This window comes from Alphaproteobacteria bacterium LSUCC0684 (assembly GCA_041228335.1).
GTDB lineage: Bacteria > Pseudomonadota > Alphaproteobacteria > Puniceispirillales > UBA1172.
This window is the reverse complement of sequence record CP166130.1, coordinates 1868486-1880741: the sequence shown is the minus strand read 5'-3', so window position 1 is coordinate 1880741 and position 12256 is coordinate 1868486. Positions and strand designations below refer to the sequence as shown.

Sequence of the window (12256 nt, the reverse complement as noted above, 5' to 3'; positions counted from 1 at the left end):
GACTTCAGCTCAGGCGGCCATCCTCATGGGCTTTCCAGACTTCGAGCAGGATTTCCTCGCATTCGTCGTTGGAAAGGAACTGGGGCTTGTTTTCAAACGTGTCGAACACTTTTGCCACGAACTCATCTCCCGACGAACATTCCGGCAGGAACTTTTCGGCCTTGTAGAGAAAGATATGCAGGTCGGTCGCCCATTTCTTGACTTCCTGATTGATTTGCATGGCGGGTACTCCTGTATTAAGGCGGTTGCTTCTCCCTCTCCTGTATCAGCCTAGGCGATCCTGAACCGATCGTAAAGCATCTGGTCCGGCTTGATGCCGCGGGGCCCATGCTTTATGGTGCACCCACAGGAGCCGAGCTGATGAACCTTGCCAACGCCCAGCATCACAGATTAGCCGTCGCGCCGATGATGGACTGGACGGACAGGCATTGCCGCGTCTTTCACCGGATGCTGGCGCCATCGGCCATGCTTTACACCGAAATGGTGACCGCCGACGCCATCCTCCATGGTGATCGTGATCGCCTGCTCTGCGGCCATCATCAGGAGGCAGGTGATGCGGTGGTCCTGCAACTTGGCGGCGCGGATCCCGAAGCGCTTGCCGCCGCCATCAGACTGGCCCGGCCTTACGGGTATATGGAATACAATCTCAATGTCGGCTGTCCATCCGACCGGGTGAAATCCGGACGTTTCGGCGCCTGCCTGATGGCTGAACCTGCGCTGGTTGCGGCCTTGACCGCGGCCATGATCGACGCGGCAGAAGGCCGGCCGGTGAGCGTCAAATGCCGGATCGGCATTGACGACATGGACCCCGAAGAGGGGCTGGACCGATTTATCGAAACCGTGGCGTCGAGCGGTGTTCGCCATTTCATCATCCACGCGCGCAAAGCCTGGTTGAACGGTCTCAGCCCCAAGGAAAACCGGACAATACCGCCGCTCGATTACGATCGCGTCGCCCGCCTTGCCAAAAGCTTTCCTGAACTCAGTTTCTCGCTTAATGGCGGAATTACCAGAGCCGATGCGGCGCGCGACCTCGGCGAAGGTTTTGCCGGGGTGATGATCGGCCGCGCCGCCTACCAGACGCCGCATGAACTCGCCCTCATGGCAGCGGCGATACAGGGCGATGGCAGGGCCGATCGTTTTGCCATCGCCCGGGCCATGGCGGATTATGCCGAAATGGAACAGGAAAAGGGCACCCGCCTGATTGCGATCAGCCGCCATATGCTGGGGCTGATGTCAGGCTTGCCGGGGGCACGGGCCTGGCGCCGCACCCTTTCCGAAGACGCCCGCGAGGAGACCGCGGATGCGGGGGTGATCCGTGAGGCAACCGACCGGCTTGAAGCCAGAATTCACGCGCAACAGGATGCCGCCTAGATCATGACCGACACCTCATCCTCGACATCGAAATCACGCCTTCTCGTTGAATACGGCCCGCTGGTGCTGTTTTTCCTCGTCAACGCGAAATTCGGGATTTTTTACGGCACCGCCGCCCTTGTTGCCGCGACCGTGCTGGCGCTGGGCTATTCCTGGGCGACAACCCGGCGGATCCCGAAGATTCTGGCCTTCGGCTGCGCGGCGGTGGTGTTGTTCGGGGCGCTGACGCTGATTTTCGAAGATGATACCTTTATCAAGATCAAACCCACCGTGGTCAGCGCTGCTATTGCCGCTGTTCTGCTTGGCGGGCTGCTTCTTGGCCGCAACCCCCTCAAGGCCGTGATGGGGGAGGCGACCGGCATGTCGATGAACCAGAAGGCCTGGAGGACGCTGACCTGGATCTGGATCATCATGTTCAGCACCATGGCGCTGGCCAATGAATGGGCCTGGCGCAATCTTTCCACCGATGGCTGGGTGAATTTCAAGGTCTTCGGCCTGACAGGTATCTCCCTTGGCTTTGCCGTGGTCATGGCGGTTTTTCTTGCCCGTCACGGAGGTGATGCGGCGGATGATGCGGGCGGATAAGCGGAAAAACATCCTAAAAACCCTGTCCATGCCGAAACTGGAACAATAAAAGTCGCGGCGATTGCATCGGCAGGTCTTGAAGCGGCGCAGATTTAATACAGTTTTGGAAATATGCCCGGCCGGGCCCCTTTTCTGGAGGAAAAAACCATGGCAGACGAAGACGATATCATCCTGTCCGAACTTGATGATGATGAACTCGTTCAGCAGATCCATGATGATCTCTATGACGGACTTCAGGACGAGGTTGTTGAAGCGGTCAATATCTTCCTTGAGCGCGGCTGGGAGCCATATCGCGTTCTGACCGAAGCGCTGGTGGAAGGCATGACCATCGTCGGGATTGATTTCCGCGACGGTATTCTCTTCGTCCCTGAAGTGCTGATGGCGGCCAATGCGATGAAAGCCGGCATGGTTATCCTGCGGCCGCTGCTGGCGGAGACAGGTGCACCGCAGCAGGGCAAGATGGTGATCGGTACCGTGAAGGGCGATATCCACGATATCGGCAAGAACCTTGTTTCCATGATGATGGAAGGGGCAGGGTTCGAGGTGATCGATCTCGGGATCAACAACCCGGTTGAAAACTATATCGAGGCGCTTGAAAAACATAAGCCTGATATTCTCGGCATGTCGGCGCTGCTGACAACCACCATGCCCTATATGAAAGTCGTGATCGATGCGCTGGTCGAAAAAGGCATGCGCGATGATTTCATCATTCTGGTGGGTGGCGCCCCGCTTAATGAGGCGTTTGCGGATTCCATCGGGGCTGATGCCTATTGCCGTGATGCCGCGGTTGCGGTCGAGATGGCAAAATCCATGGTCGCCGAACGTAACGCTGCCTGAGGCGGGTGATGGCCAGTATTACCGTTATCTACTGGCGGGACATCCCGGCCCAGGTGGTTGCCGAAGAAGGACGCGGACGCAATCGCCAGCAGGCGAAGGTGGAAATGCCACGCCGATTTGCTCTTGCGATTGACGAGGCCGCCATGCGCGACGGCGCGGACAGCACCGATGATTATCTCGCCGAATGGCGCAAGGCCGAACCTGAGCCATGTGAAGGTGATCTTGATGTCGCGGCCAAGGCCAGAGCGGCGGAACTCGACCGGCAATATGATCAGAAGATGCTGGCAGAGCTTGTTGCAAATGGCGGCAAAGCCGACGCCTGATCCGGGTGTCGGAAATGGAAGAGTGTGTGCCGCCATCTGGCCAGAGCCGGATGCAATTAAAGGCCAAAGTGCAGCGTTTTCTGTTGGAGTATATCCATGACCGCACTGAACGATGCTATCATCCGGGCCGGCCAGCACTGGTCGATTGAAGTCACCCCTCCCGGCGCCGGCAAGATTGAGAGTTTTGCCGATGTTCTGGCTGAAAATACGACGGTGAATGTCACCTTCCTGCCCGGCACCGACCCGAAGGATACCGTGGATGTTGCGGTGCGCCTGCGTGAAGAAGGGATGAATCCCGTCCCTCATATCGCGGCCCGGTCGCTCAGATCACGTGACCAGCTCGGCGATCTTGTCAAGGATATGGTGGGCCGCGCCAAGGTAGATGAGGTTCTCGTCATCGGCGGCGGTGTTGACAATCCCGTGGGTGAATTTTCGGACAGTATGCAGGTGCTGGCAACAGGTATCCTGCAAGAAAACGGCATCCGCCGGATCGGTGTATCCGGCCATCCCGAAGGCAGCCCGGATATCTCCCCTTCCGAACTTGCCGATGCGCTGGCCTGGAAAAACGATTTTGCCCGCAAAGAAGGGCTGGATCTTTATATCGAAACACAGTTCTGCTTCGAAGCAGCGCCGGTCATCGCCTGGGAGAATTCCATCCGTGCGGCCGGGAATTCGCTGCCGATCCGTATCGGTATTCCGGGGCCGGCAACCATCAAGACACTGCTTCGTTTTGCCCAGATTTCCGGTATTGGTCCATCCATGCGGATGATCACCAAACAGGCACGGAATGTCACCAAACTCCTGACCGTGCAGTCGCCGCATCTGCTCATTGCCGGTCTTGCCGAGGCCATGGCATCGGATGAGGCAAGCTGCATCCAGCATTTCCATTACTATCCCTTTGGCGGTTTTGCCCGGACGGCCCGCTGGGCGGATGCGGTTGCCACCGGTAATTTTGACCTGCTGCCCAAGGGCGGTTTCCAGGTCAACGAAGAATAGACACCCAGGATAATACCGGGACTGGAACATGCCCGGACAGATCAAGCGAGGACATAACTGATGACCCAGACCAAAATTTCATCCGACAAGAAGGAAATCATCATCGGGTTTGAACAGCCGTTTTGCATCATCGGCGAGCGCATCAACCCGACCGGTCGCAAGCTTCTGGCCGCCGAGATGGCCGAAGGCGATTACAGCCGGGTTGTATCCGATGCGGTTGCCCAGGTTGAGGCCGGTGCCACCATGCTTGACGTGAATGCCGGCATCCCCATGGCGGATGAGCCGCGGATTCTGGCGGAATGCATCCAGCTGGTCCAGAACACGGTTGATGTCCCGCTGGCGATTGACAGTTCCATCGTCGAGGCGCTTGAGGCCGGTCTTTCCGTCTATAAGGGCAAGCCGCTGGTGAACTCGGTCACCGGCGAGGAAGAGCGGCTTGAAGTCGTCCTGCCGCTGGTGAAGAAATACAACGCCGCCGTGGTGGCGATCTCGAATGATGAAACCGGCATTTCCGAAGACCCGAATGTCCGTTACGAGGTGGCCAGGAAAATCGTGGAGCGGGCAGAAGATTTCGGCATCCCCCGTGAAGACGTGGTTGTCGACCCGCTGATCATGCCGGTTGGCGCGATCAATCTTGCCGGCCGCTCGGCGCTTGATCTCATCCGCCGTCTCAGGGAAGAGCTCAAGGTCAACACAACCTGCGGGGCGTCGAACATTTCCTTTGGCCTGCCGAACCGTCATGGCATGAATGCCGCCTTTCTCTCGATGGCGGTGGGTGCCGGCATGACCTCGGCGATCATGAACCCTCTTCATGCCGAAGAAATGTCGGCGATCATGGGGGCCGATGTCATGATGGGGGCTGACCCGGAATGCCGCCGCTGGATCAAGAAATATCGTGAACCGGTAGCCGAAGGTGCAGGTCGCGCCGGGCGGGAAACCCGCCGCCGTCGCCGCGCCTGATCTGTGCCACCTTTCCTGAGGAAACAGGCGGATCATGGCCAGCGATAACGAAAAAATCCAGGAGCCGAAAGGGGAAATCCGGATTGTCTTCACGCCGTCGGGACGTCAGGGCAAGGTTGCGGCCGGAACAACGGTATTGCAGGCCGCCCGGACCCTTGGGGTGGATATCGACAGTGTCTGCGGCGGCAGGGCCATGTGTGGCCGATGCCAGGTGGTTGTCGGCGAAGGTGATTTCGCCAAACACGGGATCAGGTCATCTTCCGCCTCGGTGACCCCGCGCTCGAAAGTGGAGGATCGCTACGCTGAAAAACGCGGCCTTCACCATGGACGCCGGCTGTCCTGCCAGGCCATTCTCGCCGCTGATGTGGTGATTGATGTCCCGGCCGAAAGCCAGGTCCATGACCAGGTGATCCGGAAAGCTGCCGATGACAGGGTGATCGAGGTTGACGCGCCAACCCGGCTCTGTTTCATCGAGGTACGAGAGCCGGATATGCATGAGCCTTCGGGGGATCTGCGCCGGGTCATCGAAGCACTCCGCGATCAATGGCCTGATCGCGTCACCGATGAAGACATCACCGCTGATCTGCATGTGCTGAAAGGTCTGCAGGTCGCGCTCCGCAAGGGGAAATGGCAGGTTACCGTGGCTTTGCGCGGGGGCAGCCGGATCATCGGCGTCTGGCCGGGGCTCAAGGAGCAGATTGTCGGTGCGGCCATCGATATCGGCTCCACCACCATGTCGGCGCATCTCTGCGATATGAATTCCGGGCTTGTGCTGGCGTCTTCGGGCGCGATGAACCCGCAGATACGCTTTGGTGAAGATCTGATGAGCCGGGTCTCTTATGGGTTTCTCAATCAGGGCGGGGCGGAAGAGATGACCGATGCCGTCCGCAAGGGCCTGCAGGGGCTGCTGGAAGGCGCGGCGCGCCAGGCGGATGTTCCGGTTGAAGATATTGTTGAAGTGGTGCTGGTGGGCAATCCGGTCATGCATCATCTGGTGCTGGGGATTGATCCGATCGAACTTGGGGGCGCGCCTTTTGCGCTTGCCATGGATGAAAGCTGCGAGCTGCTGGCGCGGGAACTCGACCTTGAGATTCATCCCGGCGGGCGTGTCTATGTTCTGCCATGTATCGCAGGTCACGTCGGCGCCGATGCTGCTGCTGTCGCGCTTGCCGAAAGCCCGGATGAGTCCCAGGCCATGACCCTTCTGGTGGATGTCGGCACGAATGCGGAGATTATCTGCGGCAATTCAGATCGTCTGCTGGCGGCGTCTTCGCCCACCGGACCTGCCTTTGAAGGCGCGCAGATTTCAAGCGGTCAGCGCGCGGCCCCGGGGGCGATCGAGCGGATCAGGGTAAATCCCGAAACGCTTGAGCCCCGGTTCCGGGTCATCGGCGTCGACGCCTGGTCGGATGAGGAAGGTTTTGATGAAGCCGTGGCCGCAACCGGCATTACCGGCATCTGCGGTTCAGGCATTATCGAGGTCCTGGCGGAGATGTATCTGGCCGAAATCATCACCGAAGACGGGGTGATCAATGGCGATAAGGCCGCGATCTCACCCCGGATCGAGGCGGATGGACGGACCTTCCGCTACCGTGTTTCGGATACGGTTCTCATCACCCAGAATGATGTCCGGGCCATTCAGCTGGCCAAGGCCGCGCTCTATGCCGGGTTTCGCCTGCTGATGGATAAAATCGGGATTGACCAGGTGGACAAGGTTGTCCTTGCCGGGGCGTTCGGCACCCATATCGAGCCGAAATACGCCATGGTCCTTGGCATGATTCCCGATTGTCTTTTTGATAATGTGCGTTCGGCTGGCAATGCCGCCGGCACGGGTGCGCGGATCTGCCTGCTCAACAAGGGTGCCCGCCACCGTGTTGGGGAGATGGTGCGCAAGATCGAGAAGATCGAAACCGCCATCGAGCCGTCGTTCCAGAATCATTTCGTGAAAGCCATGGCAATCCCCCACAAGACCGATCCTTACCCGAGGCTGAGCGAGGCGGTTCAACTGCCGGAACGGACGCTTGGCATGGGTGAGCCCAGCCTTGAAAACCCCTCGAATGCGCGTCGTCGCGGCCGCCGCCGGCGCGACTGATCTGCTAGGCTGATCTCTTTATTCCACTGCATGCCGCAAGCCCGCGGCCGTGGCAAAGGGGATGATTGCGAGCAAGGCCAGCACCACCGCCGTCAGGAAGAGAAGCGAGGCTGAACAGGGCTCGCCCAGCGAGGCGGCGCTGGTGGTGGCGGCCCCGAAGATCAGGATCGGCATGGCCAGAGGCAGGATAAGCACCGCCATCAGCACCGCCCCGCGGCGGGCACCGATGGTGATGGCGGCAGCCAGGGAGCCCAGCAGGATCAGCCCGATGCTCCCGATGGCAACGGTTGCCGTGATGATGCCCAGCGATGATAAGGGAATCCCGAGCAGGACCCCCATCACCGGCGTCATGAGCACAAGCGGCAGGCCGATGATGATCCATCCCGCCGCAACTTTTGCCAGAATGACCAGAGGAAGCGGCAACGGGATGAGGATAAGGTGATCAAGCGAGCCATCCGCCGCGTCACGCTGAAACAACCGGTCGAGCTGCGGCAGGGCGGCAATCAGCGCCGCAATCCAGATCATGGCCGGTGCCAGCATCCGCAGGGTTTCCGGCGCCGGCCCGAGGGCAAGCGGCACCAGCGCGACAATAACAGCAAAGAAACTGACCCCGGCGAGACTGTCGCTAAGCCCGCGCCAGCCGATCAGAAGATCACGCGTCATCACGGCTTTAAGGATGCGGCCTGAAGTCATCATGTGTTGCGCCTTCCCAGAAGCGTGAGGGTTTCCGCACCAATTATTCCCGGATCATGGTGGGTGGTCAGCACCGCTGCTCCGCCGGCTTCGGCATGGGCATGCATCAGGGCGGCAAACGCTTTGGTTGCCGTGCTGTCCATGGCGGTGGTCGGCTCATCGAGAAGCCAGAGCGGGGTTTCGCGGGTCAGGCCAAGCCTGGTGATGAGGGCAAGCCGTGTCATGCTCACCCGCCGCTGCTGGCCCTGGGAAAGCGTGCGTAGAGGCTGATCCATCACCTCGCCCATCCCGAGGGCGGCAAAACTTTCCTTCAGATCGTCAGGCCCGGGGCAGAGCCCGCGGCTTGCCGCCCAGAGATTGAGCGTTTCTTCGGAGGTGAGTTCAGCCGCCAGCCCGTCGCGGTGACCGATATAGATGGTTCGGCGGGCGGCGTGAAGGCGATCTGCCGCAAGAGGCGTGCCGGTGATCATGATCCTGCCCGCAAGCGGGGGCAGGAGCCCGGCACAGCAGCGCAGAAGTGTTGTCTTGCCGCTTCCGTTCATCCCCTTGATCAGGAGAATCATGCCTGGGGATATTTCGAGACTGAACCCCTGAAGCACCGGCATGCCGCTATACCCGGCGGCAAGGTCGGCAACGCTGAGGATCGGCATCTTGGTAATGGTATCGGACATGTTAATTCAGGGACTATGGACGATCTTACCCGTTTTCTTGCTGAACAGGGAATACCTGAGCAGGAAATGATCGACAAGATGAAAGACAAAAAAACCCATCCTCATCATCAGGCGAGGGAGCATGATGGTACTATCTACCGGGAATCAGGTAATTGACTGCGCAAAACCGCGTTTACGCGGGATTGCCAGCCTTTGCCCGTTTGCCGATAATACGCCAGAATATCACGATCAAGCCAGATACTGATCTTTTCCTTGGTCTGTTCCGGCAGAAATCGCGGACGTCCTCGCTTTGCTTTGGCAAAGAATTCATCATCCAGTTCACGCGTTTCACCGTTTTTATCTGTGTATGGTTTGTCCATATCTGGTCCTTTCCCTGCTGTTGGCCTTTCGTAAACTGATAATACGAACGCGATCTTTGCGCTGAACCCAGGCCATAACATACAAATCATCATCAATCGGGGCTATGGTGATAAAACGCGTTTCCCCATAATCACCCCGATCATCTATACCTGTCATGGCTTGATCCCAATCAAGACGTTCCGCATCGGCAAAATCGATTCCACGCTGATCCAATGTCTGTTGACGCTTGTTTTCATCCCATTCGTATTGCAATCACATTTAATGTATATACATTAAATGTGATTGCAAGAGAAAAGGGGCAAGGCCTTATATGGATCCCTTTCTTCACTATACTTCTTTCGGGCTGAAAACCAGCCTCGGATTGCGCGCGAAATCCCAGTCCGGCCGGAGTTGCCGGTTGAAAATTCCGTCCTGATCAGGTATTTCATACTCATTCCAAGACTTGAACAGGGGCGCACCCCTGCTAGCCGCTGGATTTCCCATGATACGCATCACGGATGCGCGGAACCTTTATTGATCGCTGAAGGGAGCTCTCCATGGCTGAAAACCTCAAGGACAAGTGTTATCGCAGTCTTGCTGTTGATGGTAAGACCTATGGCTATTACTCGCTTGCGGCGTTGAGCGAGACCTGCCCGGGTATCGCCCGGCTGCCCTATTCGCTGAAAGTGCTGCTTGAAAACCTCATCCGCAATCAGGATGGGGCTTCGGTTACCGATGACGACATCATGCGGCTTGCCCGCCGCGCCGAAACCGGCGGTAATGAGCATGAGATAGCCTATCGCCCGGCCCGGGTGCTGATGCAGGATTTCACCGGCGTCCCGGCGGTGGTGGATCTGGCGGCCATGCGTGATGCCATGGTCAGGCTCGGGGGTGATCCGGAAAAGATCAATCCGCTCTCGCCGGTTGATCTGGTGATTGACCATTCGGTCATGGTGGATCATTTCGCGGGCAAGGACAGTTTTGCCAAGAACGTCGCCCTTGAAATGGCCCGCAACGGCGAGCGATACACTTTCCTGCGCTGGGGCAGTCAGGCGTTTGAAAATTTCCGTGTTGTCCCGCCGGGCACCGGGATCTGCCATCAGGTCAATGTCGAATATCTCGCCCAGACGATCTGGACCGCGGAAAAGGATGGCGAAACGATCTCCTATCCCGATACTTGTGTCGGCACCGACAGCCACACCACCATGGTGGGCGGTATGGCGGTGCTCGGCTGGGGGGTCGGCGGGATCGAAGCCGAGGCGGCCATGCTCGGCCAGCCGATTTCCATGCTGGTGCCGGATGTCATCGGCTTTGAGCTGAAGGGCCGTCTGCCCGAAGGCGCAACCGCGACCGATCTGGTGCTGCGGGTGACCGAAATGCTCCGAAAGAAGGGTGTTGTCGGCAAGTTTGTTGAATTTTTCGGTGACGGGCTTGATCAGCTTTCACTTGCTGACCGGGCAACGATTGCCAATATGGCACCGGAATATGGCGCGACATGCGGCTTTTTCCCGATCGATTCGGAAACCATTGCCTATCTTGAACTGACGGCGCGTGCGCCGGAGCGGGTTGCGCTTGTCGAGGCCTATGCCAAAGCCCAGGGCATGTGGCGTGATGCTTCTTCCGAAACGCCGCTTTTCACCTATACGCTCAGCCTTGATCTTGGCGGGATCGTGCCGGCGCTGGCTGGCCCGAAACGGCCCCAGGATCGCGTGCCGCTGGATATGGCGGCCGACAGTTTTGGCAAGGTGCTGGCTGATCTCGGCCGCAGTGAGCCCAGGGCCGTTGACGTCGCCGGACGTGAAGAGAAGCTGAGCGATGGGGACGTGACCATCGCCGCGATCACCTCCTGCACCAATACGTCCAATCCGTCGGTGCTGATCGCCGCCGGGCTTGTGGCGAAAGCGGCCAATGCAAGGGGGATGAAAGTCAAACCATGGGTCAAGACGTCGCTTGCGCCGGGCTCCCAGGTGGTGACCGATTACCTTGAAAAAGCCGGACTTCAGGATGAGCTTGATGCGCTCGGCTTCAATCTGGTCGGCTATGGCTGCACCACCTGCATCGGCAATTCCGGCCCGCTCCCCGAAGAGATTTCCGACGCCATCAATTCAAATGATCTGGTGGTCACCTCGGTGCTTTCCGGCAACCGCAATTTTGAAGGCCGGGTCAGCCCCGATGTTCGCGCGAACTATCTTGCCAGCCCGCCGCTGGTGGTGGCCTATGCGCTGGCAGGCTCGATGCTGGTGGATATCACGACACAGCCGCTTGGCGAGGATGCCGACGGCAACCCGGTGATGCTCAAGGATATCTGGCCAAGCAATGAGGAGATCCGCGCGGTGGTCGATCAGGTCGTGACGCCGAACATGTATGCCTCACGTTACGCCAATGTGTTTGACGGCACGCCGGAATGGCAGGAAATCAGCGCCGGTGCCAGCCAGACATTCGACTGGGATGATGGTTCCACCTATGTCCGCAACCCGCCGTATTTCAACGGCATGAGCATGGAGGTTGATCCGTCTCGTGTTGCCGATATCCATGGTGCGCGGATGCTCGCGCTTCTTGGGGATTCGATCACCACCGACCATATTTCCCCTGCCGGCAGTATCAACCGCGATGGTCCGGCGGGAGAATATCTCATCAGCCATCAGGTGCGGCCCGTGGATTTCAATTCCTATGGCTCACGCCGTGGCAATCATGAGGTGATGATGCGCGGAACCTTCGGCAATATTCGTCTGGCCAATGAAATGGTGGCGGGTACATCGGGCGGGGTTACCCGTCATATGCCGTCAGGTGAAAAAATGTCGATCTATGATGCGGCGATGAAATACGCCGCTGAAAATGTTCCGCTGATCGTCTTTGGTGGCAAGGAATACGGCACCGGATCCAGCCGCGACTGGGCCGCGAAAGGAACGACACTGCTCGGGATCAAGGCCGTGGTTGCCGAAAGCTTTGAGCGTATCCACCGCTCGAACCTGATCGGGATGGGCGTGCTGCCGCTTCAGTTTGCCGAAGGGGTCAGCCGCGAAAGCCTTGGTCTTGACGGCAGCGAGGTCTTCGATCTTGCGGGTATTGCCGGCGGCATCACCCCGGGCATGACCATCACGCTCACCATCACGAAGACCGATGGCAGTGCCATGGACGTTCCGCTCCTCTGCCGGATCGATACGGCAGGCGAGGCCGAATACTACCGCCATGGCGGTATTCTGCCCTTCGTGTTGCGGAGCCTTGCCGCCGCCTGACCCCGGGCCTCGGCGCGCCTCATTGCGGGCGTTCCCCTGGCTCCGGCGTGATGCGCATATATCGTCTCCCCCGCCATTCTCCATCCGGCGGGGGATTTTTTTGTCCGATTAATTATTAATTAACCTTTCTGCGATAGGATGCTTTCAGTCAAA

General features: G+C 58.7%; 14 protein-coding genes. 9 read left to right on the top strand and 5 right to left on the bottom strand.

Going from position 1 to position 12256, the window contains the following annotated elements:
* Positions 1 to 4: 4 nt before the first annotated feature.
* The gene (locus AB8880_08995) at positions 5 to 220 is read right to left on the bottom strand and encodes a hypothetical protein (GenBank protein ID XDZ65059.1); all 216 of its coding nucleotides are present in this window, start codon (positions 218 to 220) and stop codon (positions 5 to 7) included.
* A gap of 140 nt (positions 221 to 360) precedes the next feature.
* Here AB8880_08995 and dusA point away from each other — a divergent pair, with 140 nt between their 5' ends.
* The 7 genes from dusA to AB8880_08960 all read left to right on the top strand — a co-directional run bounded on the left by dusA (position 361) and on the right by AB8880_08960 (position 7164).
* The gene (dusA, locus tag AB8880_08990) at positions 361 to 1371 is read left to right on the top strand and encodes a tRNA dihydrouridine(20/20a) synthase DusA (GenBank protein XDZ65058.1); all 1011 of its coding nucleotides are present in this window, start codon (positions 361 to 363) and stop codon (positions 1369 to 1371) included.
* 3 nt (positions 1372 to 1374) lie between these two features.
* The gene (locus tag AB8880_08985) at positions 1375 to 1956 is read left to right on the top strand and encodes an inner membrane-spanning protein YciB (protein XDZ65057.1); all 582 of its coding nucleotides are present in this window, start codon (positions 1375 to 1377) and stop codon (positions 1954 to 1956) included.
* A 147-nt stretch (positions 1957 to 2103) separates the two neighbouring features.
* On the top strand, positions 2104 to 2793 hold the full coding sequence (locus AB8880_08980; GenBank protein XDZ65056.1) for a corrinoid protein: 690 nt from the start codon (positions 2104 to 2106) through the stop codon (positions 2791 to 2793).
* Between the two features lie 8 nt (positions 2794 to 2801).
* A complete protein-coding gene (locus tag AB8880_08975; GenBank protein XDZ65055.1) occupies positions 2802 to 3116 on the top strand; it encodes a virulence factor in 315 nt (104 codons plus the stop codon).
* 96 nt (positions 3117 to 3212) lie between these two features.
* Positions 3213 to 4112: a metFprotein gene (locus AB8880_08970; GenBank protein XDZ65054.1), complete on the top strand. Its 900-nt coding sequence runs from the start codon at positions 3213 to 3215 to the stop codon at positions 4110 to 4112.
* Between the two features lie 60 nt (positions 4113 to 4172).
* Complete coding sequence (locus tag AB8880_08965) at positions 4173 to 5072, top strand: methyltetrahydrofolate cobalamin methyltransferase (protein XDZ65053.1); 900 nt, start codon at positions 4173 to 4175, stop codon at positions 5070 to 5072.
* 34 nt (positions 5073 to 5106) lie between these two features.
* On the top strand, positions 5107 to 7164 hold the full coding sequence (locus AB8880_08960; protein ID XDZ65052.1) for an ASKHA domain-containing protein: 2058 nt from the start codon (positions 5107 to 5109) through the stop codon (positions 7162 to 7164).
* An 18-nt stretch (positions 7165 to 7182) separates the two neighbouring features.
* Here AB8880_08960 and ccmB read toward each other — a convergent pair whose 3' ends face one another.
* Positions 7183 to 7860: a heme exporter protein CcmB gene (ccmB, locus tag AB8880_08955; protein XDZ65051.1), complete on the bottom strand. Its 678-nt coding sequence runs from the start codon at positions 7858 to 7860 to the stop codon at positions 7183 to 7185.
* Complete coding sequence (gene ccmA / locus AB8880_08950; protein XDZ65050.1) at positions 7857 to 8528, bottom strand: heme ABC exporter ATP-binding protein CcmA; 672 nt, start codon at positions 8526 to 8528, stop codon at positions 7857 to 7859. The genes ccmB and ccmA overlap by 4 nt, the downstream gene beginning before the upstream one ends.
* Before the next feature lie 15 nt (positions 8529 to 8543).
* Between ccmA and AB8880_08945 the strand changes: the two genes are divergently transcribed.
* The gene (locus tag AB8880_08945) at positions 8544 to 8684 is read left to right on the top strand and encodes a hypothetical protein (protein ID XDZ65049.1); all 141 of its coding nucleotides are present in this window, start codon (positions 8544 to 8546) and stop codon (positions 8682 to 8684) included.
* Here AB8880_08945 and AB8880_08940 read toward each other — a convergent pair.
* Complete coding sequence (locus AB8880_08940; GenBank protein XDZ65048.1) at positions 8663 to 8887, bottom strand: BrnA antitoxin family protein; 225 nt, start codon at positions 8885 to 8887, stop codon at positions 8663 to 8665. The genes AB8880_08945 and AB8880_08940 overlap by 22 nt on opposite strands.
* Positions 8865 to 9101: a BrnT family toxin gene (locus AB8880_08935; GenBank protein XDZ67052.1), complete on the bottom strand. Its 237-nt coding sequence runs from the start codon at positions 9099 to 9101 to the stop codon at positions 8865 to 8867. Before AB8880_08935 ends, AB8880_08940 begins: the two co-directional genes overlap by 23 nt.
* Positions 9102 to 9424: 323 nt before the next feature.
* Between AB8880_08935 and acnA the strand changes: the two genes are divergently transcribed.
* Positions 9425 to 12103: an aconitate hydratase AcnA gene (acnA, locus tag AB8880_08930; GenBank protein ID XDZ65047.1), complete on the top strand. Its 2679-nt coding sequence runs from the start codon at positions 9425 to 9427 to the stop codon at positions 12101 to 12103.
* Positions 12104 to 12256 lie beyond the last annotated feature (153 nt).